Annotated in this window: 21 protein-coding genes and 1 pseudogene; 14 read left to right on the forward strand and 8 right to left on the reverse strand. The window is 63.2% G+C overall.

Features of this window, described 5'->3' with window-relative positions; genetic code table 11:
- Positions 1-62: 62 nt before the first annotated feature.
- Positions 63-806, reverse strand: coding sequence for a leucine-rich repeat domain-containing protein (locus G1E_RS28345; protein ID WP_156327344.1), 744 nt, complete (start codon positions 804-806; stop codon positions 63-65).
- Between the two features lie 22 nt (positions 807-828).
- A pseudogene (locus tag G1E_RS30255) lies at positions 829-1,248 on the reverse strand (hypothetical protein); the annotation flags it as partial.
- 292 nt (positions 1,249-1,540) lie between these two features.
- Between G1E_RS30255 and G1E_RS14885 the strand changes: the two are divergent.
- From G1E_RS14885 to G1E_RS14895, 3 genes are all read left to right on the forward strand, one after another.
- On the forward strand, positions 1,541-2,695 hold the full coding sequence (locus tag G1E_RS14885) for a hypothetical protein (protein ID WP_009685564.1): 1,155 nt from the start codon (positions 1,541-1,543) through the stop codon (positions 2,693-2,695).
- 71 nt (positions 2,696-2,766) lie between these two features.
- On the forward strand, positions 2,767-3,885 hold the full coding sequence (locus tag G1E_RS14890) for a glycosyltransferase 61 family protein (protein WP_009685563.1): 1,119 nt from the start codon (positions 2,767-2,769) through the stop codon (positions 3,883-3,885).
- 38 nt (positions 3,886-3,923) lie between these two features.
- Complete coding sequence (locus G1E_RS14895) at positions 3,924-4,724, forward strand: AraC family transcriptional regulator (RefSeq protein WP_009685562.1); 801 nt, start codon at positions 3,924-3,926, stop codon at positions 4,722-4,724.
- Positions 4,725-4,761: 37 nt separating this feature from the next.
- On the opposite strand, the gene G1E_RS14900 is transcribed toward G1E_RS14895, so the two are convergent.
- A complete protein-coding gene (locus G1E_RS14900) occupies positions 4,762-5,343 on the reverse strand; it encodes a LysE family translocator (protein WP_009685561.1) in 582 nt (193 codons plus the stop codon).
- Positions 5,344-5,652: 309 nt separating this feature from the next.
- Here G1E_RS14900 and G1E_RS14905 point away from each other — a divergent pair, with 309 nt between their 5' ends.
- On the forward strand, positions 5,653-7,224 hold the full coding sequence (locus G1E_RS14905; protein ID WP_009685560.1) for a TerC family protein: 1,572 nt from the start codon (positions 5,653-5,655) through the stop codon (positions 7,222-7,224).
- On the opposite strand, the gene rarD is transcribed toward G1E_RS14905, so the two are convergent.
- Complete coding sequence (rarD, locus tag G1E_RS14910; protein ID WP_009685559.1) at positions 7,187-8,074, reverse strand: EamA family transporter RarD; 888 nt, start codon at positions 8,072-8,074, stop codon at positions 7,187-7,189. The two genes, G1E_RS14905 and rarD, sit on opposite strands and share 38 nt — an antisense overlap.
- Positions 8,075-8,107: 33 nt before the next feature.
- A complete protein-coding gene (locus tag G1E_RS14915) occupies positions 8,108-9,694 on the reverse strand; it encodes an EAL domain-containing protein (RefSeq protein WP_009685558.1) in 1,587 nt (528 codons plus the stop codon).
- A 311-nt stretch (positions 9,695-10,005) separates the two neighbouring features.
- On the opposite strand from G1E_RS14915, the gene hppD reads away from it, so the two are divergent.
- The gene (gene hppD / locus G1E_RS14920; protein ID WP_009685557.1) at positions 10,006-11,082 is read left to right on the forward strand and encodes a 4-hydroxyphenylpyruvate dioxygenase; all 1,077 of its coding nucleotides are present in this window, start codon (positions 10,006-10,008) and stop codon (positions 11,080-11,082) included.
- Between the two features lie 22 nt (positions 11,083-11,104).
- On the opposite strand, the gene G1E_RS14925 is transcribed toward hppD, so the two are convergent.
- Positions 11,105-11,911: a CSS-motif domain-containing protein gene (locus tag G1E_RS14925; protein WP_047149909.1), complete on the reverse strand. Its 807-nt coding sequence runs from the start codon at positions 11,909-11,911 to the stop codon at positions 11,105-11,107.
- Positions 11,912-12,151: 240 nt separating this feature from the next.
- Between G1E_RS14925 and G1E_RS14930 the strand changes: the two genes are divergently transcribed.
- On the forward strand, positions 12,152-14,224 hold the full coding sequence (locus G1E_RS14930; protein WP_009685554.1) for a PAS domain-containing sensor histidine kinase: 2,073 nt from the start codon (positions 12,152-12,154) through the stop codon (positions 14,222-14,224).
- Between the two features lie 5 nt (positions 14,225-14,229).
- On the opposite strand, the gene G1E_RS14935 is transcribed toward G1E_RS14930, so the two are convergent.
- Entirely contained in the window at positions 14,230-15,846 is a 1,617-nt protein-coding gene (locus G1E_RS14935; protein WP_009685553.1) for an ATP-binding protein, read from the reverse strand.
- A 78-nt stretch (positions 15,847-15,924) separates the two neighbouring features.
- Positions 15,925-16,980, reverse strand: coding sequence for a HEAT repeat domain-containing protein (locus G1E_RS14940; RefSeq protein WP_009685552.1), 1,056 nt, complete (start codon positions 16,978-16,980; stop codon positions 15,925-15,927).
- Positions 16,981-17,148: 168 nt separating this feature from the next.
- Between G1E_RS14940 and G1E_RS14945 the strand changes: the two genes are divergently transcribed.
- The 8 genes from G1E_RS14945 (at position 17,149) to G1E_RS14980 (ending at position 24,039) form a co-directional block, all read left to right on the forward strand.
- Positions 17,149-17,826, forward strand: a complete 678-nt coding sequence (locus G1E_RS14945; protein WP_009685551.1) for a thermostable hemolysin — start codon at positions 17,149-17,151, stop codon at positions 17,824-17,826.
- A complete protein-coding gene (locus G1E_RS14950; RefSeq protein ID WP_009685550.1) occupies positions 17,816-19,267 on the forward strand; it encodes an AMP-binding protein in 1,452 nt (483 codons plus the stop codon). The genes G1E_RS14945 and G1E_RS14950 overlap by 11 nt, the downstream gene beginning before the upstream one ends.
- 8 nt (positions 19,268-19,275) lie before the next feature.
- Positions 19,276-19,956, forward strand: a complete 681-nt coding sequence (locus G1E_RS14955; protein ID WP_009685549.1) for a TenA family transcriptional regulator — start codon at positions 19,276-19,278, stop codon at positions 19,954-19,956.
- Positions 19,943-20,749: an SDR family oxidoreductase gene (locus G1E_RS14960; RefSeq protein ID WP_009685548.1), complete on the forward strand. Its 807-nt coding sequence runs from the start codon at positions 19,943-19,945 to the stop codon at positions 20,747-20,749. Before G1E_RS14955 ends, G1E_RS14960 begins: the two co-directional genes overlap by 14 nt.
- Positions 20,746-21,387, forward strand: coding sequence for a hypothetical protein (locus G1E_RS14965; RefSeq protein WP_009685547.1), 642 nt, complete (start codon positions 20,746-20,748; stop codon positions 21,385-21,387). The genes G1E_RS14960 and G1E_RS14965 overlap by 4 nt, the downstream gene beginning before the upstream one ends.
- A gap of 2 nt (positions 21,388-21,389) precedes the next feature.
- A complete protein-coding gene (locus G1E_RS14970) occupies positions 21,390-22,052 on the forward strand; it encodes a response regulator (protein WP_009685546.1) in 663 nt (220 codons plus the stop codon).
- Positions 22,049-23,413: a sensor histidine kinase gene (locus G1E_RS14975; protein ID WP_033690926.1), complete on the forward strand. Its 1,365-nt coding sequence runs from the start codon at positions 22,049-22,051 to the stop codon at positions 23,411-23,413. The genes G1E_RS14970 and G1E_RS14975 overlap by 4 nt, the downstream gene beginning before the upstream one ends.
- 83 nt (positions 23,414-23,496) lie before the next feature.
- Entirely contained in the window at positions 23,497-24,039 is a 543-nt protein-coding gene (locus G1E_RS14980; protein WP_029887142.1) for a chalcone isomerase family protein, read from the forward strand.
- Position 24,040 lies beyond the last annotated feature (1 nt).

Consider the following 24,040-nt stretch of genomic DNA (forward strand, 5'->3'; position numbering starts at 1 on the left):
ACACCAGTGTGGTACACCCGTGAGCGCAGCGCCTGGCTGTTCGACCAGGCGCTGCGGATTGCTCAGAGCGCCAGGGTGAACAGTGCCTGGGCCGGGCGCATCAGGCCTTGCTGGCGCAGCGCCGGATCGGCGTCGAGCACGGCCAGCCGTCGCCAGAACTCCACGCGTGCATGCTGCGGTTGAGACTGGAATGGCTCCATGTCCAGCAACGCTCTGAGGTCACGGCGGTACGGCAGCGGCAGGCGCTGCCACAGCGCCCCTTCGTCGGGGCCTGTTTCGTCGAAGAAATCCAGGTAGTCGCTTTCGCTGACCAGCAGGTCGACCTGGTGCGCGGCGTTGTAGGCGTCGATCTGAGCCCGCACGGGCGTGCCCAGCCACTCGCTTTCAAGGCGCAAGGCATCGGCGACAGGCCGGGTGACCGCGAAGTTTGCAGGCAGGTGCTGGAACTGGTTGGAAGCCAGGTCCAGCACGAACGGTTCGCTGATCTGGTCCAGGCCTTGCGGCAGTTCGACGAGGCTGCAACCGGACAGGAACAAGGTTTTCAGTTGCGCAAGATTGCGCAGGTCCGGTGCGCTGATCAGCGGGTTGTCCGACAGGTCCAGTTGCACCAGCCGCGTGTAGCGGTCCAGTGTTCGCTGGGCATTGGCATCCCAGGTAATGCGGTTGCTGTCCAGGTCCAGCCAGTGCAATTGCCACGGCTGGGGCAGGCGCGGTACACGGTCGAAGCGGCAATCCGACAGCATCAGGTGCCTGAGGTTGGGGAAGCCCCAGGGCAATGGCACTTTCGGGTGTGAAGGTTTCATCATCGGCGAAGTTCTGCAGGGCAGCCTGCAGCAGGCTATCGCGACGATGGCTGTAAAGATGACGCAGCCCCAGCCAATGCCAATCATGCTCGACCCGCAGTAGTTGGGTATGGAGCAAGGGCGTGTCCAGCCCATGTTCTGCCAGGCGGCCTTTTAGCAGTGGTTCGGCAAACTCACTGATCTGCTTGAGCCCTTTAAGCGCCTTTGCCAAGGCCGCTTGCGCATGCAGCAACTGGTTCTGGCTGGCGCAAACCGCCTCGCGCAGGTCGGGTGCGGCATTGTCGAACCAGTCCTGCAACTGCCAGGGGCATTTTGACTGGCCTGTAAAGCGCCCCATTGCCCGGGGCTGGCACAGCGTGCCCAATGCGGCAGTTGTGCCGCGAGCAGGGCGTGGTGTGGATTGTTGCCTATCATGATGATGCACCTCTTTATGCAAAGAAGGCATCAAACGCCAGTTATCAATAGCGAAGTGGTAACCGCTTCTCGTGATGTCGGCACGCTTATAGCAATCTGTTGCAACTAAACGCAGTGGCGGCAGGAAATTTGACGCCAGAATAATTCAGACAAATACCAGCCAAGTGCCACTTGCCAAAGTGATTTCGCCCACCTTAAATTGTTACTGAATGTGAAATTAATGTGCGGCCTAACCTCTGAATATCAATGCGTTAGATGTTTTTCCGCTGTTTATCTGTCTTGTTCCGATACACCCTGGCACTTCAAAGGACGTGGAAGAAGAAATGAAAGCGACCTTGACCGCAGCGGCGCGAAAATTCATATCGCCCTCCACCCGTTACGAAATCAGACAGTTGGGTAGCCAAGTGCGTGAGGTAATGGCGCGCGCCTGTTTGTGGCGCTGGGAAGTTGCCAGGTTTCGGCTGCAACAGGAAAGCCCTTACGAGATCCTTTACATCGGCCGCAAGCACCAACGGGAAATGGCCAAGCTGCTGATTGGCGGCAAGGGGCAGGGCAGTGCGGCGATCGTGGAAAGCGCCAGTGCCAGCGCACCTGCCGACCATGTGGTGCTGATCAGCGAAATGCCCACTACTGGCGCGCTGTCGGTGCCGCACTATCTGAGCGCCGTGGTGCCACTGGGGCGCCCCCTGGAAGACATCACCGCGCGCTACGACAGTGAACTGCGGCGCAGCATTCGCAAGAACCGCCCGCTTTACCAGATGCGCCAGGCACTTGCCGATGACGAAATTGCCATGGCCGACCGTGAGCTGTTGCGGCCGTACGCGACTGCCAGGCAGGGCATTCATGCGGCGCAGTTTCCCACCGACGAAGTGTTCCGCATTGCCCAGAGTGTCGGGCGGCTCGACCTGATTACCTGCGGCGATGAGGTTATCGGCTGCCACCTCGGTTGCGAGGTGGTGCGCGATGGCAAGCGTTACTGGAGCACCTTGCGCTTCGGCTATTGCGAAGCGGTGTTTTCAGACGCCAGGAAGTTGCGCGAAGTGAACTCGATCACCACCTTCATGGCCCTGGAATGGGCCCTGGAACACGGCTTCGATTATTACGACATCGGCCTGTGCCTGGCGCGCCCGGACGACGGCTTGCTGAAGTGGAAGCGGCGGCGTGGGGGCGACATCGATTCGTTGGGCAACCATGCTTACCTGTTCGTGCGGCTGCCAAAGACCGGTACGGCGAAGTTTCTGTGGGACACGCCCATGTTTGCAATGGAAGGCGACAAACTGACCCTGCACCTGGGCCTGCCAGCAGGCCCCAGCGATGACGAAGTTGCCAGCCGCTACCATGAGATGGTGTTCGGCGGCCTGCACAAGATCTACCTCTACGGCGACAACGCCACTGGCGAAACCTTCGTGCAAGCCCTGCGCAACCGCTACGCCAACCAGCAGTCACCCCCCATCATGCAGCGCGTCATGTGCAGTTGAAGGGGCGCACGGATGCATTGAGTCATCCTATTGCGCCATGCGCTGAACCTCGCCATCAAGGGGGACGCTTCATGAGAAGCGACATCTCGCAGTTCAATGCTTCGCCGGCCGCTGCGCCACGCAGCTGGACCCTCGCTGCCTACCGTTACATCGCCCGCAAACGGTTGGGCAGAACCCCGCCAATCGACGTCAAAAGCCTTGCCAGCAAAAGTTGGGACATCGCCCCGGGCGAGACCACGGTGTCGCCACCGGCCATTTACCTGCCGGGGCAGTTGGAGCGGGTCACCGGATGGGAAGGCAAGCGGTTCTACCCCTACGTGCACCCGGCGCGCACCATGGAGGGTGGCATCAGTGCGCTGCAAGGGCCGACCCGTGGCTACCTGATCAAGGATGTATGGCTGGTCGACGGGGCGTTGTACAAGGGTAAGGCCAGCCACTGGCTGTCGCAGAAGCCGAACACCTTTCCGCGCATTGCGGTGGACCACGAAATCGACCGCGCTGCCATTTACTGCACGCAGAATGGCAATTCATGGTTCGGCACCTGGCTGATGGAGGATTGCCCCACGTATGCGCTGGCCTGCAACGAGGGCGTGCCGGTGACCACGGCACCGTCGGCCAGGTACCCCTTGTTCACCCAGGCACCGGCCTACGAAGACTGGTTGGATATGCAGCCGCTGCGCCTGCGCAGTGCGTTTTTCCGGGAGCTGGTGCTGTTCGACGATCAGAGCAACAACCGCAGCCGGCATGCCCGCTACCGTGCCATGGGCGACAAGCTGTTGGCGCATGTCGCCCATGCGCCGCACCCGGGTGTGTTCCTGCTGCGCGGCGGTGATGGTGACCTGCGCCTGCTGCGCAACGAGCTGGCGCTTGCCGAGCACCTGCGGGTTACTCGGGGTTTTCGCATCGTCAACCCGCTCAAGTCGGATGTGCCGAGCATCATCGCCGCCTGCGCCGGGGCCAAGGTGGTGATTGGCGTGGAGGGCAGCCAACTGGTGCATGGCGTGAATGTGCTGCAGCCCGGCGGCTGCCTGCTGACGCTGCAGCCGCCGAACCGCTTCGTCAGCTACTACAAGTACCTGACCGACCGTGATCAGCAGCACTTCGGCTTCGTGGTCGGTCTGCCGGAGGGCGACGGGTTCAGGGTCGATATCGGTGAAGTGGAACGCACTCTGGACCTGTTCCCGCAATAACTGTGTAGTATCCAGGCACACGGCAACTGGGGATGGCAATGATCGAGGTATCACGGTTCTGGCGCGACCCTGCGCTACCCTTTGTCGAGGCCCGCAAGGTAGGCGACGGGCGCCAGGTGTGCTACGCCGCGCATTCTCATGAAAGCTTTTCCATTGGGGTGATCACCGGTGGGCGTAGCACCTACCTCAATGGCGATCAGCGCCATGAGGTTGCGGCGGGCACTACCGTCCTGATGAACCCTGGCGTCGTGCATACCTGCAACCCGATTGCAGGGGAGCCGTGGTCCTATCTGATGCTGTTCGTCGACTGGCCGTGGCTGCAGGCGCTGGGGTTCACCTTGCCGGTGCAGACACTCAGCACCTCTGCCGTGCTGTACCAGCGGCTGTTGCAGGCTTTTGCCGAGCTGTTCGATGCCAGTGTGCCGGACCGCGAGGCGCGCCTGGCCACGCTGTTCCGCGAATTGCCCGCCCTGCTGCAGGGCAGTGCGCAGGCCGCCGAAGTGCGTAACCCACGGCTGGAGGCCGCAGCCGCGTTCATCCGTGCCCATCGCTGCGATGCACTGCGGCTTGAGGATATCTGTGCTGCCTGTGGCCTTTCGCGTTCCTACCTGATCCGGGCGTTTGGCCAGCATTTCGGGCTGACCCCCCACGGCTATCTGCTCGACCAGCGCGTGCAACTGGCGCGGGCGCAGCTGCGCCAAGGGCGGGCTATCGCCGAGGTGGCACAAGCAGCCGGTTTCGCCGACCAGGCGCACCTGCAGCGCGCCTTCAAGCAGCACCTGGCGGCAACACCGGGGCATTACCGCAATGCTGGCACCCGCGCGCGCACGCCTGCATAGGCCAGCGTCTGCCGCCAAAGGCGGGGCCGGGTCGGTCTCAGATCACCAGGTAAAGCGCACTGCCGACCAGCAGCACGGCCAATCCTCGGTTGAGCAGGCGCATATGCCGCGGGTTGCCCAGGTACTGGCGGATAACGCTGCCGGCCCAGGCCCAGCACGCTACCGAAACGAAACAGATAGGCCCGTAGATCCAGGTGAACAGCCACAGCAGCTGCTGCTCGCCGCCCGTGTAGGCGCCAACCCCGGCCACCGCTGCCAACCAGGCCTTGGGGTTGAGCCACTGCATGGCGGCGCCGTGCCAGGCCGACGGTGCCTGCTCGGGGTGCGTGCTGCCCAGCTCGCCGCTGTCACTGGCCAGTTTCCATGCCATGTACAGCAGAAACGCCACACCGCCCCAGTGCAACAGCAGCCCCAGCACCGGCCAGCGCACCAGCAGTTGGTGCAGGCCCAGGCCGACCAGCACCAGCAACACACAGAAGCCCAGCGTGGCGCCGGTCACATGGCCCAGGCTGGCCCGCAGGCCATGACGGGCACCGCTGCCAAGCGCGACGATGTTGACCGGGCCGGGGGAGATGGAGGCCGCCAGTGCGAAGGCGGCCATGGAGAGGGACAAGCTCATGAAGGAGATCCATTTTGTTGTGAGGCGGCTATGCTGGCCGGTCACGGGGTGGGGTGTATTGAACAAAAGTACCCGCACCAGGCGACCCGTCGAAATGCGCGCCCAGCGGCCGGCCTCATTCCGCCCGCCGGCCTGTTACAGGTTTTGTAATAGTTTTACGCTGTCGGACAATCCTGATGTCCTTGTAGCATCATTCTCCCTAATTGTTATCAAGGTCTATATGAGCACCTTCGCGGAGCCCCCCAGTTCGTGGCCGTCCTGGCCAAACCTTCCCCGTCCTCGTGACGCTGCCCTCGTGAGTACCCGCTAATGGAATGGCTAGCCGATCCTACGGCCTGGCTAGGCCTGTTGACGCTTATCGTCCTCGAGCTGGTGCTGGGTATCGACAACCTGGTGTTCATCGCCATCCTGGCGGACAAGCTGCCCCCGCATCAACGCGACCGTGCCCGGGTCATTGGTCTGAGCCTGGCGCTGATCATGCGTCTGGGCCTGCTGGCCAGCATTTCCTGGATGGTCACCCTCACGGCACCGCTGTTCGAGGTGTTCGGCAAGAGCTTCTCTGGCCGTGACCTGATCATGCTGTTCGGTGGTGTGTTCCTGTTGTTCAAGGCCACCATGGAGTTGCATGAACGCCTGGAAGGGCATGTGACCCAAGCCAGCGGCACCTTGCGTCATGCTGCGTTCTGGCCAATCGTCGCGCAAATCGTGGTGCTGGATGCGGTGTTCTCGCTGGACGCCGTGATCACTGCGGTGGGTATGGTCGAGCACCTGTCGGTGATGATGATCGCGGTGATTTTCTCGATCGGCATCATGATCGTTGCCAGCAAGCCGCTGACCCGCTTCGTCAACGCCCACCCCACGGTCATCATGCTGTGCCTGGGCTTCCTGATGATGATCGGTTTCAGCCTGACCGCCGAAGGCCTGGGCTTCCACATACCCAAAGGCTATCTGTACGCGGCCATTGGCTTCTCGATCCTGATCGAGCTGTTCAACCAGCTGGCGCGTGCCCGGCGCAAGCGCAGCCTGCAGCAGCACAAGCCGCTGCGTGAGCGCACTGCGCATGCCGTGCTGCGCCTGCTGGGCGGCCGCCGCGTCGAAGCTGACGAGGTGGGTGAGGAAATCGCCGACTTGGTCGAGGGTGGCGAAGAACAGGTGCTGTTCGACCGCCGTGAGCGGGTGATGATCAGCGGCGTGCTGAACCTGGCCGAGCGGCCGATTCGCACGGTGATGACCGCGCGTACCGAGGTCGACGTGATTGACCTGGCGCAGCCGCCCGAGGCCATTGCCCAGGCCCTGGCCAACTCGCCGTATTCGCGCCTGCCGCTGATACGCGGCGGCCGAATCGACGAGCCTTTGGGCTTCGTGCACAAGAAAGAGCTGCTCAAGGAGCTGCTGTCGGGTAACCAGCCCGACCTGGAAGGCATGGCCCGGGTACCGCTGAACCTGCTGGAAAGCTTCAGTATCCTCAACGCCCTGGAGCAGATGCGCGCCCGGTCCACGCACATTGCCTTCGTGGTCAACGAGTTCGGTGACTTCACCGGCCTGCTGACCATGACCGACATCCTGGAGTCGATTGCTGGCGAACTGCCGGATGCCAGCGAGGTTGACGGCCCTGGCATCGTGCAGGAAGGTGAGGGTTTCGTGGTCAGTGGTGCCTTGAACCTCAGCCAGGTGCAGGCGCGTACCGGCTTCAGCGCCCGGGCCACCGAGGACTATCAGACCCTCGCCGGGCTGGTGATGAGCCTGCTCGACCGCCTGCCAATGGTGGGTGATCAGCTGTGTTGCAATGGCTGGACGCTGACCGTGGAGGCGATCGAAGAACGGCGGGTAAGGCAGGTGCGCCTCACACCGAACGGCGACGCTGACGCAGCAGGTGCTTGAAGCCTTCGAGCACCAGCACCAGCACGGCGGCCCAGATCGGCAGGTATGTCAACCACTGGTCTGGGCCGATGGTTTCGCCCAGCAGCAACGCCACGCCCACCAGCAGCACGGGCTCGACGTAGCTGAGCAGGCCGAACAGGCTGAACGGCAACAAGCGGCTGGCCAGCACGTAGGCGATCAGGGCGCAGGCGCTGATCGCCCCCAGCAGCGGAATCAGCGCATACAACCCTGGGTGCGCCTGCAGGTCAGCGCTGGAAAGCGGCCCCTGCATCACGAAATACAGCGCCCAGGGCAGCAGCAGGCACATGTCGCACCATAGGCCACCGAGGTGGTCGGTGCCGCAGCGCCGGCGCAGTACGAAGTAGACGGGGTAGCCGGTCACCACCACCAGGGTTTCCCAGGCGAAACTGCCATGCTGGTAGAGTTCGTGGCCCACACCCAGTGCGGCGCAGGCCACGGCTACTGCCTGCAGGCGTGACAGGCGCTCGCCGTACACCAGCCGCCCGGTCAGGACCATGGCCAGTGGCAGCAGGAAGTAGCCCATCGACACTTCCAGGCTGCGCCCGTGCAGGGGCGCCCACAGGAACAGCCACAATTGCACCCCCATCAGCCACGAAGTGCCGAGCATGCCGAGCAGTAGCACCGGCGTGCGGCGCACGCGCCCCAGCAATTGGCCGACGCGTTTCCAGTCTTTCGAAACCACCATGAACAAGGTCAGGCAGGGCAGGGTCAGCAGCGTGCGCCAGCCGAATATCTCTTCGCCATCGAGTGGCCTGAGCAACGAGGTATAGAAGTACATCACGGCGAACATGCAGGACGCCACGACGGATGAAACAATGCCTTTTGACACGAATGCCTCGAATACAGGAGTGGAGCGGTTAGGTCAGCCGCCAATGATCTCAGGGGGCGCGGCTTGCGGCAACCGCGAGGCGCCGGGGCGGGTGGCCAGCGCTTCGAGAAACTGCTGTGCAGGCATGGGCCTGGCGAACAGGTAGCCTTGCTGATAGTCCACGCCATGGCTAGCCAGGTAATCGCGCTGCGTTTCGGTTTCCACGCCTTCGGCGACAATGCCCAGGCCCAGTTTGGCTGACAATTCGATGATGGTTTCCAGGATATGCACCGACAGCGCATCGGCACCGATCATGGCCACGAAGCGCTGGTCGATCTTCAGGTAATCGACCTTGAACTGAAGCAGGTAGTTGAGGCTGGACTGGCCGGTACCAAAGTCGTCCAGTGCGATTTTCACCCCCATGGCATCGAGCTTTTCGAACAGCTCGAGCGCCACGGGCGTGGGTTCGATGAGCTTGCGCTCGGTCAGCTCCAGGGTCAGCACTACCCGGCCTGGGGGAAAGTGCTGCAGGAACGTGCGGCAGTCCTCCAGCAAAGTCAGGTCGCGGCAGTGGTCGGCCGTGATGTTGATGCCGACGTGGAAGCCGTCCTCCAGCAGCGTTGCATAGGGCGCCAGGGCTTGCGCAGTGTGCATCATCAGTGCCCGGGTCATGGCCACGATCTGCCCGCTGTGCTCTGCGTAGGGGATGAACAGGTCTGGGCGTACCAGCCCCTCTTGAGGGTGGTTCCAGCGCATCAACACTTCGACGCCGGCCCAACGGTAATCACCCTTGCGCACCACCGGTTGGAAGTACGGCAGGAATTCGTCGGCCTCCAGCGCCCGCCTCAGCTCGGCGCGGGGTGAGTTGGCGCGGCGCACCTGCCAGTGGCTTACCAGGCCGGCGATCACGCCCAGCACCAGCAGCATGCCGAGCAGGGCAGGGTAATGGCTGCGCCACAGCCGGCTTTGCTCGGCGGCGCTGTACCCGCCCTGTACGCTCAGCGGATAACGCGTGGAGGCCAGCTGCACATTGGCGTGATCAGCGACCGGCGGCTGGCCATGGTGCACGATGCCGTCCTTGCCCATCCAGGCGTCGCCGACGCGGATGTACAGCGCTTCGTCGGCGCCTATCAGGCGCAGCGCCGTCAGCAGGTGATCGCCGTCGACCGTGCTGATCGCACCGTGGTCCCCTTGGCTGGCCCTGTACACCAACAGTGGGTGACCGGGGGTGACCGAGTTGCCATCCATCAGCCACAGTTTGCCATCGACATAGTCGGCGGGGTTGACTGGCTCATCGAATGCGCCGAACAGCGACGTGCAATAAATGCTGTTGTGCCTGAACAGGTTGGTGGAGCGCACGAAGGCGTTGCGCGTGACCTGGGTGCGTAGCAGCAACTGGGCTTGCTCGCAGGGGACATCGGTGTGCGCCAGCAAGCTGTCGGCGGCGCTCGACAGGTTGTCGAGGATATGTTCGATATGGCCGAGCACCTGCTGCGTGGTGGTGTGGCTGCTGGCCTTCATTTCCCGTTCGATCTGCCAGTGCATGATCACCAGGCCGCTCACTACCGGCACCATACCGACCATCAGCGGTAACAGGGTGCGCCAGCTGAAGACGCTGCGGCGTTTGGCTGTAAGGGGCATGCTGGGTGGCTACGTTGAAAGGCTACGCTGAAGGGTTAACAGAGCATAGCCGTTAGTCGGGCAAGGGCCTTAACAAAAACGCGACAAAGGCATTTACGCAATGTAGAATCGGTTTACGAATAAAACAATAAGGTCCTTCAGTGCCGAAGGATCAAGCCCGCCGAGAATGGGTCCATATGACATACCATGGGTTCAAGCTGATAATTGGTGACTTCCTCGCCCGCAGCGTGCGAGGTATCCCGTGCGCCCCGCCATTTCTGTTCCGCATCCCACGCAATCATTAATTTTTAGCTGCAGATGAGGGCACGAACATGGCTGATATCTTCGAAAATCCAATGGGCCTGATGGGCTTCGAATTCATCGAACTGGCGGCCCCGGCCCCTGGCGTACTGGAGCCGGTATTCCAGATGCTGGGCTTCACCAAGGTCGCGACCCACCGCTCCAAGAATGTGCACCTGTATCGGCAGGGTGGCATCAACCTGATTCTGAACAACGAACCCAAAAGCATCGCGTCGTATTTTGCCGCGGAGCATGGCCCATCGGTATGTGGCATGGCCTTCCGTGTGCGCAATGCCCATGAGGCCTATGCCCGTGCGCTGGAGCTGGGCGCGCAGCCGGTAGAAATCGAAACCGGCCCGATGGAACTGCGCCTGCCGGCGATCAAGGGCATTGGCGGTGCGCCGCTGTACCTGATCGACCGTTTCGAGGAAGGCAGCTCGATCTACGACATCGACTTCAACTTCATCGAGGGTGTCGACCGCCACCCGGTCGGTGCCGGCCTCAAGGTCATCGACCACCTCACCCACAACGTTTACCGTGGGCGCATGGCCTACTGGGCGGGCTTCTACGAGAAGCTGTTCAACTTCCGTGAAATCCGCTACTTCGACATCAAGGGTGAGTATACCGGCCTGACCTCCAAGGCGATGACCGCCCCGGATGGCATGATCCGCATTCCGCTCAACGAAGAGTCATCCAAGGGCGCCGGGCAGATCGAGGAGTTCCTGATGCAGTTCAACGGTGAGGGCATCCAGCACGTTGCCTTCCTGACCGATGACCTGCTCAAGACCTGGGACGCGCTGAAGGGGTTCGGCATGCGCTTCATGACGGCGCCGCCGCAAACCTATTACGAAATGCTCGAAGAGCGCCTGCCCGGCCATGGCGAGCCGGTCGATCAGTTGCAGGCGCGGGGTATCCTGCTCGATGGTGCCTCGCAGCCGGAAGACAAGCGCCTGCTGCTGCAGATCTTCTCGGAAACCCTGCTCGGGCCGGTGTTCTTCGAGTTCATCCAGCGTAAAGGCGACGACGGGTTTGGTGAAGGCAACTTCAAGGCCCTGTTCGAATCCATCGAGCGTGACCAGGTGCGTCGCGGCGTGCTGAGCACCGACTGACACGCTGGTAGTGGCGCCGCCGTCATGTCCCTTCGGCGGCGCGGCTACGCCTATTCGCGCGCCCTTTCATCAGCGCCAGGAAAACCACCGAGGCGGTCAGAACCCCCACCAGTAGCAAGGAGGGCAGGGTCTGGCGCATCGACTGGCGAATCTCCCGCGCGGTGAAACCTTCGGCATAGCCGCCTACGACCCGGTAGCCGTATTTCTGCGAAAGCATGCTGGTCGAAAACTCGTCCTGCGAGGGGCGGGCGCCGGCGCGGCTGTCACCGCCACTCCACAGGTAGCGGTCGTCGAATTCCAGCAGCAGCGTCAACCCGTCCTGGAAAGCGTCCAGCTCGCTGCGAAGCTGCGAGGCATACGCCGTCACAATGACACCCTGATTATTGTCGGCCGTATACAGGTTCACCAGCAGCTTGCGGCGGGTGTCGGCGAGCCCATAGGAAATCTCGACCTGGCGGCCAGACGTGGCAAATGCGGTCAAATCCTCCAGCGGGTCCGGCGTGGTACTGCAATAGGCCTGCTCGTCCTCTACCAGCGTGAGGGACCTGAGCATGGACAGGCTGGTGACATGATCGTGCAAGGTGTTCAGGGCGCTGGCACAAGGCTGCCCGGCCAGCGGCAGTGAACGCAACGCGGTTTCCTGCATGCGGTTGAATGCCTGATCGACACTGTAAACCGCTTCCTTCACGGAAACAGCCGCATTCTCCGCAAGTTTCGTTTGCAGTTGCAGGATCATCACCAGCAACCCGGATACCACGGGTACCAGCCCCACCACGATGAGCAACAGCAACTCCAGCATGCTACGCCCGGCGTTGACGATGTACGACATAGACCTATTGCGCTCCGCTGCAACGCTGTTCCAGTTGAACAGCCGAGCCCAAAGCCTAGGTCTTCGATGGTCGTTCGGCTGTAGGCCGAAGAAAGCGCGCGTGACAGTAATTGCGCAAACCTGCGTAAGCCCTATCGGCCTGACGGCCGGGCCACAACCTTGAACTCCGCCATGGTGGGCCGAACGTGCTGTGCTAACTTCAATAGCATTACCCGCAGCCCCCTTGGCCATGCTGGAGCCATGACATTGGTCGCCAAAAAATCATCACCTGGCCTCGAGCCACAGATCCGCCTTCACCCGCCTGCTGCCGCAGCCCGCAGGCCGGTTGACGACCGGATCGTGCAGCTGGACTGGAGCCGCACCTCGCTAGGGCCGCTGCCGCGCTGGCCGGCTTCGTTGCGCATCGCGGTGGATATGATGCACCTGTCGCCGTTCCCCTGTGCCGTGGTCTGGGGGCCAGACCTGACGGTGGTGCACAATGATGCCTACCATGCATTGCGCGGCGGCGCTGTGGATGGGCTCGGCCAGGCGTTCGATACACTGTGGCGCGAAATCTGGCCGACAGTGGGGCCGTGGGTTTTCAAGGCCCTGGAAGGGCAGTCGAGCTTTGTCGAGGACCCTCCCTTGCGCATCGGCAGTGACCCGTGCGGCGAGCCCCTCTGGTGCGCATTCGGTTACGCGCCCCTGCACGATGAGCAAGGCAATGTCGCGGGTTTTCTGCACACGGTGATCGAGACCACTGCCAGCGTCGAGGCACACCGGCATTGGCGCGAGCAGGCGCAAGGCTTCGAGCAGCAGATCGAGCGGCATGTGCTGGAGCGCGAGCAGATCTGGCAGATGTCACGCGATGCGATGATGAGGGTTACCCCGGAGCTGAAGGTGCATGCCGCCAACCCCGCCTGGCACCGGGTTCTGGGTTGGGACGAACAGCAGATCCAGGGGGTGTCGGTACTGGAACTGGTGCACCCGGCAGATCGGACCGAGGTGCAGGTGGTGGTGTCGGCGTTACTGCAAGCCAGCAGCGCAGACCCGATCGAGACCCGCTTGCGGCACCGCGATGGGCATTACCATACCTTCCGCTGGAGCGCGCGCTTCGATGGGCGCTTGCTCACCGTAGTCGGCCAGGATATCAGCGAGGACCGCGAAGAGGCGGCGCGCCAGTCCGAAGCGCTGATGCGCAACACTGAACGGATGGAAGTCGTGGGGCAACTGGCCGGGGGCATGGGCCATGAGTTGAATAACCTGCTTTCTGGTATCGGCGGTAGCCTTGAGCTGCTCCAGCGCCGCCTCCAGGAGGGGCGCCCGGAGCGGATCGGTGCTTATGTGGATGTTGCCCGCGATTCGGTGATGCGGGCCATGGAGCTGACCCACCGTTTGCTGGCCTTTTCCCGCCACCAACCCTTGGCGCCAAAGCCGCTGGATTTCAACCGGCAGTTGCGCCTGTGCGAGCCGTTGTTGCGCAGGACCTTGGGTCCGGAGTTGTGCTTGCACTGGCAACTGGACGTCGCCCCGTGGGTGGTCAACCTGGATGTCACCCAGCTCGAAAATGCATTGATCAACCTGTGTACCAACGCCCGCGAGGCGTGCCTGGAGCGGGGCAATGTCACGATCCGCAGCGTCAACGAACGCTTGATCGCGGCGTTCCCGGACGAGAACGGGCTGCCGCCGGGTGACTATGTGGCCTTGCATGTTGAGGACGATGGCCACGGTATGGCGGCTGCGGAAATCGCCAAGGCGTTCGAGCCTTTTTTCACCACCAAGCCCATCGGCCGTGGCTCCGGCCTGGGGCTGTCGATGGTCTACGGTTTTGTCGGCCAGTCGGGGGGCTATGCGTGGATCGAGTCTGCGCCGAACCAGGGGACCAAGGTGTCGATGTTGTTCCCCAGAACGTTCGAGCCGCTTCCTGATGAGTGCAAACCGGTGCAAAGGACGCAACGCATGGCCCAGGGTGAGCGGCTGCTGCTGGTGGATGACGAACTCAATCTGCGCGCGGTGATGCGTGAATACCTGGTTGAGCGCGGTTTCCAGGTGGTTGACGCAAGCGACGCCAATACCGCATTGGAGCGGTTTCGCCATGACGGTCCGTTCGACCTGGTGATCACCGATATCGGTTTGCCGGGCGGCTTCAGCGGGCGCCAGGTGGCCAAGGCCATGCGCATGCAACTGCCACAGCAGAACATCCTGTTCATCACAGGCTATGCGGGGCAACCGGTGGAGCCCCAGTTGCTCGAACAGCCTGGCACTGCGTTGATGAACAAGCCGTTTTCGCTGGCAGACCTGGCAGACCAGGCGTTGCGCATGCTTGAACAGTGAGCCCCTCAGGGTTGGCCAAGGATCACGGCCACCTGTTCCTGCAGCTGTCGCAGTTCGAATGGCTTGCAGATCAGGTGCATATCGCACCCCAGAAATCCCTCGCGCGCCATCGCGGTTTCCGCATAGCCGGTAATGAACAGCACCGGTAACCGGGGGCGCAAGCTACGTGCAATCTCCGCCAGTTGCCGACCGTTCATGCCGGGTAAACCTACGTCGCTTATCAGCAGGTCGATGGGTTGCGAGGCGCGTAGCACCTCAAGCCCCTCCTCGGCGTTGGCCGCACTCAGGCACGTGAAGCCATTGTCACGCAGGGCCTGGCACAGCAGTTCGCGAACATGCAGGTCGTCCTCGACCAACAGCACCCGGTGGCCGTGTGTGGCTTGCGCAGGTACCAGCGGTTGGGCGGGCGAGGGTGCCTGGTCGATGTGACGCGGCAGGTACAGGTCTACCCGCGTGCCCTTGCCAATTTGGCTGTGCAGGGTGACATGGCCATGGGATTGCTTGCTGAACCCGTACACCATCGACAAGCCCAGGCCGATGCCTTGGCTGGTCGCTTTGGTGCTGAAGAAGGGTTCGAATGCGTGCTCCAGTGTGCTTGGCGCCATGCCCTGGCCGTTATCGATCACGCTCAGGCGCAGGTAATCGCCGGCGGTCAGGGGGCCGTCGGCCATGGGGCTGCTGTAGATAGGCTGGTTGGTTGCCTCGATTCGCAGCAGGCCACCGCTGGGCATGGCTTCACAGGCATTGAGGATCAGATTGTCGAGGGCCTCGCGCAATTGCTGGTCGTCAGCTTCCGCGTTCCACAGGCCTTTGGCGATGCTCACCTGCAGCTTTATCCCAGGCTTGAGTTGAGCCTTCAGCTGCTTGGTCTGCAACAGGGTGTGCAGGTTGACGCATCGGCTGTGCAATGACTGCCTGCATGAGAAGGCCAGTAGACGGTGGGTCAGGCGGGCGGCGCGTGACACCGCTTCGCGGCCCAGGCGCAACACACTGTCCAGGCCGTCGGTGCGGCCTTGCTTGAGGCGCCGGTCGATCAGCTCGAAACTGCCGCCAATACTGGTGAGCAGGTTGTTGAAATCGTGGGCTACGCCGCCAGCGAGTTGGCCGATAGCTTCCATCTTGCGCGCCTGGAAGCGGGCCTGGGCGTAGCGCTCCGTCGGCTCATCAGGCTGGGCGAGCCCGTTATCCAGCCGCTGCTGCAGGTTTTTTAGCTGGTCGCGGGTCAGGTACTGCCGACGCCTGTGGCGCAGCGCGGACTGGGTCATGTGCAGCAGTTGGTCGTCGCCGAAAGGGGGCACCAGCAGGGTAAGGTTGCCGACCGGGTGATTGTCCACGCGGCTGGCCGACCATGCACCCTGGGTCACCAGCACGATGGGCAGATCCGACCAGTGCGGTTGCTGGTCGATAAAGGCCTGCAGCAGGGTACTAGGGCCTGCGTTGAACACTTGCTCGGCGATGATCGCCAGGCCGGCGCCTTCTGCCAGGCGCGCATGCAGGTGCGCCAGGTCGGTGGCACACAGGCAATTGATGCCGGCCGCTGAAAGCAGGTGCGAGGTTTGCGCCGCCAACGGCGGTGGGGCGAGGATCAACGCACGTTCATCCAGCGCCAACGAACTGGCCAAGGCAATTCTCCTGCAGAGTGGCCTGATAACCACTGGACCCTGGGCACGGGCTCAGGGTTCAACAGGTTTCAGGCAGACCTAGAGGCCTTGCTGCAGGGCGGGGTCATCCGGGTTTTGCTGCTCCAGCTCGGCCAGCAGCACCTGCACGTTCTGAAGTTGGCCGGATTCTTTCCAGTACTGGATCAGCAACACCCGCGCGCGACGGTTGGCCGGTTGCTGGCTGAGCACGGTTTCCAGCTGCTTCTGCGCCGCATCAAGTTGCTCCAGCGCATGCAGGGTCATCGCCAGGGTATAGCGGTAATCGACGTTGTCCGGGTCCAGTTCAACCGCGCGGGACAGTGCCAGCAAGGCGTACTCACGTTGCTGGTGGCGGATCAGCCAGCGCCCAAGCTGGTATTGCAGGAAGGCCGAGTCCGGGCTCAGGGCCAATGCCTTGCCGAGCACCTGGCGTGAGGCATCGTGCTGGCCTTGACGTTCCAGCAGGCGCACCTGGGTGGCTAGCGCATCGAGGTTGCCTGGGGCGACGGTCAGTGCACGTTGCAGGGCTACCGCAGCTTGGGTGTAGTCATTTTCGTGCATGTACAAGCGCGCCAGGTGCACTTGCGCGTCTGCTTCCTCGGGTTGTTGCGCCAGCGCTTGCTGGTATTGCTCCAGGGCCGCCTGCAGCGGGCCGAAATACAGGCCTATGTCATCCGGGGAAAGGCCAAGCAAGGCGTCCACGGCAGCGAAGCGCACGCTTTGGTCGTCATCGTCCAGCAGCGGGCCAAGCACCAGGCTGCGCTGCGCCGCAGGCAGCAGCCGGCGGATACCTGCGATGGCGGCACGGCGCACCAGTGGCTCGGCGTGTTCCAGGTCTTGCCGGGCGATTTTCAAGGCCAGTGGCGAAGGGTAGTTGGGCAGCTCGGCGTACAGGGCTGCGCGCCGGATCGCGGGCAAGTCGGTGCGTTGCAACTGCTGGTAAAGCACCCTGGCAGCGCCAGGCCGACCGTCGTGGGCCTGGCGCAGGGCCTTGGCATAGCTATGCGCCGGCAAGGTCGGCTGGGCTGACGGAGTATCGCGCCACAGGTACCCGAACAGGGCCGATACCAGGATCAACAGCAGCACGGCGATCAGGTAGCGGTTGCGTCTGGGCATCGGGGGGTCCATGGCGGCAAGAAGGGCTGAGCTTGGGCCAGGCGGTAGATAAAAGCAACGGCTTGGCTATCGACCGTTCGGTTTCCGGGCGTTTGTTCTGCCGGCTTCAGATTCCCTTCAGATTCGTCACTGATACTTCGCCCAACCCATTAATCAGGGGGGAGTCCCATGACCCATACCCTTTGGAGCCACCTGCTCCCATTGCCGATAGGCACCCATGCAGCGCATCACGGCTGTTTGTCCCTGCACCTGCCGGACGACCCTGACCGGGAGGCGCTCGAGCAGTTCATTCATCGCTGTTTCGCTGAAGTTCACCACGCCGATGTACACCATTACCTGCCCGAGTTGCTGGCCTTGCGTGATAGCCACGGGCACTTGATCGCGGCGGCGGGTCTGCGCCCGGCCAGCAGTGGGCCGCTGTTTCTCGAGCGTTACCTGGACGTGCCCCTGGAAACCGCGGTTTCCCGCCTGACCAGCCTGCCCGTTGCCCGCGAGTGCATGGTCGAGGTCGGCAACCTGGCGTCGCTGAGCGCTGGCAGCGCACGCATCATGATCACCGCCGTGACCTGGCTGCTTGCCACCCGTGGGCTGAAGTGGGTGGCGTTCACCGGTGCCTCCACCTTGATCAACAGTTTCCAGCGCCTGGGCCTGGCACCTACCGTGCTGGCGCAGGCCGACCCGGCACGCCTGGACGAGCCCGTTGCGCAATGGGGCAGCTATTACGCCCAGCATCCGCAGGTGTACGCGGGTGAAATCGGCCAAGGCTTCGACTTGCTGCGTAGCGCTGGTGTGTTTCGCCGCCTGGGCTTTCCGGTGCTGGACGAGGAGACCGGCCATGCCGCTTGAACTTGAACGTTTCTGGCAGGCATTGCTGGCCCATGGTGACGCGCCCGCGCTGGAAGGGGCCAGTGCACGCTACACCTACAAGCAGCTGCTTGCCGAGGTGCTACAGCGTGCCGAGGCCCTGCGCCAGCGTCAGGCCGGTGTGCTGGTGCTGGGGCTGGATAACGGTCCCGAACTGCTGTTGTGGGACCTGGCCGCGCTGGTCTCGGGGCGCGCCTGCGTGACGGTGCCCACCTTCTTCAGCCCAACCCAGTTGGAGCATTGCCTGCAACAGAGCGGCGCCAGCCTGGTGCTCGGCCCGCCCGCCTGGGAGAGCTTGCTCGGGCGGTTGGGTTTCGTCGACCAGCAAGGCTTCTGGTCGCGGCCAGCGCTGCCTGCGGTGGCCCTGCCTGAAGGTACCGCCAAGGTCACCTACACCTCTGGCAGTACCGGCAACCCCAAAGGCGTGTGCCTGAGCGCGCATGCCATGTTGCGGGTCGCACACGAACTGGAACAGGCCAGCCGGCCTACGCAGCCTCGGCGCTACCTCGCTGTGCTTCCGCTGGGGGTGTTGCTGGAGAACCTGGGCGTTTACGCCGCCTTGCTGGCAGGGGCCAGTGTCATGCTGTACCCACAGGCCCAGCTGGGTATGGGGGGGGCCAGCCAGGTCGATTTCAAGCGGCTGCTCGGGGCCATCGCCTTGAGCGGCGCACAAAGCCTGATTCTGGTTCCGCAACTGCTGCTGGGGCTGGTCACGGCAATCGAGCGCGGGCTGATGGGGGTTGGCATGCTGCGTTTCGTTGCGGTGGGTGGCGCCCGTGTGGCGCCCAGCCTGCTGGCGCGGGCCGAGGCCGTAGGCTTGCCGGTATTCGAGGGCTACGGGCTGTCGGAATGTGCCTCTGTGGTGGCGCTGAACCGCCCCGGTGCGGTGCGCCCGGGCAGTGTCGGCCGGCCATTGCCGCATGTACAGGTGCGTATCGCCGAAGACGGTGAGGTGCTGGTTGCCGGGACCCTGCTGCTTGGCTATCTGGGCGACACGCCCAGCCAAACCGCGTGGTGGGCTACCGGCGACCTGGGCTTTTTCGATGATGAAGGCTACCTGCACCTGAACGGGCGCAAGAAACACCAGTTCATCACCAGCTTCGGGCGCAACGTCAACCCTGAATGGGTAGAAGCCGAGCTGACCCAGAGCGGTGTGATCGCCCAGGCGTTCGTTCATGGCGAGGGCATGCCGCGCAACGTGGCCTTGCTCTGGCCGCTCGCCCCGGGCACCACGGACGCGGCTATCGAGCAGGCCGTGCAGCACAGTAATGCCAGTTTGCCCGACTACGCCAGGGTGCATGCCTGGCGGCGTTTGCCAGCGCCATTCTCGGTCGCCGAGCACACCCTGACCGCCAATGGCCGCCCACGCCGTGAGGCGATCCTGCAGCGTTATCAATCTTTGTTGTCCGACATTCCTTCATGAGGTCTACCATGTCATTTTTCGACACCCTGCAGCTGCAAACCAGCTACGAACGTCAGGCTTTGTTCGCCGTGCCGGTCATTCGCGAGGCGCTGGCCGGCCAGGTCAGCCGGGCCAGCTACATCGCCTTCCTCACCCAGGCCTATTACCACGTGCGCCATACCGTGCCGCTGATGATGGCGTGCGGCGCTCGGCTGCCGGCGCGGCTGGAGTGGTTGCGCGGCGCGGTGTGCGAGTACATCCAGGAGGAGTACGGCCACGAGCAGTGGATCCTCAACGATATCAAGGCCTGTGGCGGTGACTGGGAGGCGGTACGCGACGGCCTGCCTGCCTTGCCCATCGAGTTGATGGTTGCCTATCTGTACGACCTTATCGCACGGGGCAACCCGGTGGGGTTGTTCGGCATGGTCAACGTGCTGGAGGGCACCAGCATCGCCCTGGCCACCCATGCTGCCGGGGCGATCCAGAGCACCCTCGGGTTGCCCAACCAGGCCTTCAGCTACCTCAGTTCCCACGGCGCGCTGGACCAGGACCACATGGTCACCTACAAAAGCCTGATGGACCGGCTGGACGACGTGGCCGACCAGCAGGCGGTGCTGCACGCCGCCAAGGTGGTGTACCAGCTGTATACCGCCATGTTCGAAGGTTTGCCACGCACTGAGCATGCCGAGGTGCAGCATGCGCTTGCATGAGTCGGTGGTGGTGCTGACCGGGGCCAGTGGCGGCATCGGCCTGGAACTGGCCGAGCAATTGTGTGCAGCCGGTGCCCGGGTCCTGGCGGTAAGCCGGCACATGGGCAAGCTGGCGGGGCTGATGAACCGCTACCCTGAGCGCCTGCGTTGGCAAACGGCCGACCTGCGTACGCCGACCGGGCGTGAACAGGTGGTCAGCCGCGCCCGTGAAATGGGCGGGGTCAATGTGCTGATCAATGCCGCCGGTGTAAACCGTTTTGCCTTGCTGGACCAGTTGGACGAGTACGTGCTGGATGAATTGCTCGACATCAACATCAAGGCGCCCCTGCAGCTGACCCGTGCCTGCCTGCCCCTGCTGCGCGAGCAACCCAAGGCGCTGGTGGTGAATGTCGGTTCCACTTACGGCTCGATCGGCTACCCCGGCTACGCCACCTACTGTGCCAGCAAGTTCGCCCTGCGCGGTTTTTCCGAGGCGTTGCGCCGTGAGTTGGCCGATACCACGGTGAATGTGCTGTATGCAGCCCCGCGGGCCACCCGCACCACCATGAACAGCAGCGCCGCCACCGCGCTAAACCAGGCGCTGAAGGTCGGCATGGACGACCCGGCCGATGTCGCCCGCGCCGTGCTCGTAGCCGTCCAGTCGGAGCGCAGCGAGCTGTACCTGGGGTGGCCGGAAAAGCTCTTCGTACGCATCAACGGCATGTTGCCAGGGGTGGTCGACCGTGCCCTGCGCAAGCAATTGCCTGTCATTCGCCGCTACATTGGCGGCCATATCAAGGAGTCGAGCAAATGAAGCGACTGGCCTTCGTCAGCCTGCTGGCGTTCACCCCGTTCACCTGGGCACTGGACCCAGCCGGAAACCAGCAGCTCAGCGCGCTGCAACAGCGTTGGGCACAAATCCAGTATCAGACGCCCAAGGCCCAGCGTGCCGATGCTTTCGAGAAGTTGTCCGGTGAGGCGGCGGCATTCGTCAGGCAGCACCCCGGCACCCCCGAGCCGCTGATCTGGGAAGGCATCATCAACAGCAGCTGGGCTGGCGCCGTGGGCGGGCTTGGTGCGCTGGGCAAGGTCAAGTCAGCCAAGGCCAGCCTGGAGCAGGCCATGAAGCTGGATCCTGATGCCCTGCAGGGCTCGGCCTATACCAGCCTTGGCACGCTTTACGACCAGGTGCCGGGCTGGCCGATAGGGTTCGGTGACGGCGACAAGGCGGACCAGCTGTTGCGCGAAGCCCTGAAGATCAACCCCAACGGCATCGACAGCAACTATTTCTGGGCCGACCACTTGTACCGGCAAAAGCGCTACGCTGAAGGCACTGCTGCCTTGCACAAGGCCATGCAGGCGCCGCCGCGGCCGGGCCGTGAACTGGCGGACCAGGGCCGGCGGGCGGATATCGCGGCTTTACTCAAGGCAATCAAGGACAAACAGGACTGAACATGCGGCTACTGCTGGTTGAGGACGATACCGCACTGGGGGAGGGGATCTGCGATGGCTTGCGCCAGGAGGGTTATACGCTCGACTGGTTGCGCGACGGCCAGAATGGCGTGCACGCGCTGCTGCATGAAACATTCGACCTGGCCATCCTGGACCTGGGCTTGCCGCGCCTGGATGGCATCGAGGTACTGCGGCGCGTGAGAGGCGCTGGCAATAGCTTGCCGGTACTGATCCTCACCGCGCGGGACGCCCTGGATGATCGCATCGCCGGGCTGGATGCTGGCGCTGACGACTACCTGGTCAAGCCGTTCGACCTCAACGAGCTGAAGGCCCGCTTGCGGGCTTTGCTCAGGCGCAGCGCCGGGCGTGCCAAGGTATTGATCGAGCATGCCGGGGTCATGCTCGACCCCGCTACCCAGCAGGTACATTACCAAGGGCTGGAAGTGATACTGACCCCCAAGGAGTACCGCTTGCTGCATGAATTGCTGGCGCAGCCGGGCAAGGTGTTCACCCGCGAACGCCTGACCCAGCTGCTGTATGGCTGGGATGAAGAGCCCGAGAGCAATACCCTGGAAGTGCACATCTACCACCTGCGCAAAAAGCTCAACAACGGCCTGATCCGCACGGTGCGGGGCATTGGCTATCTGGTCGAGGGCAAGGCATGACCTCGTTGCGGCGAAGGACGTTGTGGCGGGTCATGCTGCTGTTGCTGCTGGGGACAGGCCTGCTGACGCTGTACAACTATCATGACAGTCGCCATGAGATCAACGAAGTGTACGACGCCCACCTGGCCCAGAATGCCCGCCTGCTGCAGGGGGTCATGAGCCTGCCGGTCCAGGGCGGCTCGCGCGAGGCCATGTACCAGGCGTTCAACGACGCCTTGGCCCAGGCCGGCCACCACCGGGTTGGCCACCCCTACGAAAGCAAGCTGGCATTCCAGGTATGGGGTGAGGGGGGCGTGTTGCTGGTGCATACACCCAGTGCCCCGCAGTTGTCGCTGCCGCCGTCCGAACCTGGGTTCTACGACTTTTCCAGTGGTGACCGGCAATGGCGCGGCTTTGTGTTACCGGTGCCGGAAAAGCACTGGGTCATCTGGGTGGGTGAACGTGATGATGTGCGCTACGACCTCATCGACCGGATCGTGCGCCATACCTTGTTCCCCTTCCTGCTCGGCAGCCTGGCCCTGGTGTTGCTGGTCTGGGTCGCGATCGGCTGGGGGCTGCGCCCCTTGCAGAACATGGCCACGGTCATTCGCGCACGCCACGCCGATTCACTCGAACCCTTGCGCCTGGCGCCATTGCCCTCGGAGCTGGAACCCATGCAAGCGGCCATCAACCGCCTGCTGGCGCAGATCGAAGACATGTTGCGGCGCGAACACCGCTTCATTGCCGACGCCGCCCATGAAATGCGCACGCCGCTGGCGGTGTTGCGCCTGCATGCCCAGAACGCACTCGAGGCCGCAAGCGAGGCCGAACGGCGCAAGGCGCTGGGCTTTCTGATTGGCGGTGTGGACCGGCTGACCCGGGTGGTCAACCAGTTGCTGACCCTGGCCCGTGTCGAGCCGCGCCTGGGCCAGCACGCCGCGGTCAAGGTCGACCTGGGTGAGGTGGTCACCGACACCATGGCCGAGCTGACTCCCTGGATACTCGACCGCGGCCTGGAGCCATCGCTGGATATCGGTGAGGGTGATCACCACCTGGGCATCGACGCCGGTGCGTTGACCATCGCGTTCCAGAACCTGGTTTCCAACGCCGTCGAGCACTCGCCCCCGGGAGGGCGCATCAGCGTACTGCTCAGGCGCCTGGAAAACCGTTTCGAGCTGATCGTGGAGGATGAAGGGCCAGGTATCGAGCCGGCTGACATAGCGCGCGTGTTCGAGCGCTTCTACAGCCGTAACAGCCCCAACGGTGCCGGGCTGGGGCTGTCCATTGTCGCCACCATCATTGACCGCCTGGGCGGGCATGTTCACCTTGAGAACCGACCGAGCGGGGGCTTGGCAGCAACCCTGCGGCTGCCTTTTAACTGATGCAAAAAGCTGTACATTGAGGGTGACAAACCTGTACAAGGTGCTATGTTTGTACAATATTGGTCATGGCAGCCGAGGCCAGCATGGCAGTCCCAGCCCGATTCACATCCCTGTGTCTGTTGCTGACCGCTCTGGCCACGGCGGCTGTGGCGGACTGGCGCTCGGATGTGCCGGCCGCACAACGGCTGGGTGAAGGCGATTTCAGCTGGTGGGGCCTGCGTTTGTACAGTGCGCGGCTGTGGGCGGCCGGCCCCGTGCAGCGCTGGGATGAGCCGTTCGCGCTGGAGCTGCGTTACCACCGCTCGCTGTCCAGAGACACTTTGGTCGAAGCCAGCCTTGCAGAAATGCGCAGGCTCGACGGGGGCAGCATGACGGCGCAACGCAGCGCGCAACTGACCGCGCTGCTGCAACAGGCATTCGTCGACGTACGCCCTGGCATGCGCATAACAGGTGTTTACCTGCCGGGCCAAGGCTGCCGTTTTTACGTTGACGGCAAACTCAGCCGCGAAATCACCGACCCTGTCTTTGCCCGGGCATTCTTCGCCATCTGGCTCGGCCCGAATGCCAGGGACCCACAATTACGGCAGCGCTTGCTCGGGCTGGCCGGCACCGATGGAGAGCCGTGAC

Source organism: Pseudomonas sp. TJI-51, from assembly GCF_000190455.2.
GTDB lineage: Bacteria > Pseudomonadota > Gammaproteobacteria > Pseudomonadales > Pseudomonadaceae > Aquipseudomonas > Aquipseudomonas juntendi.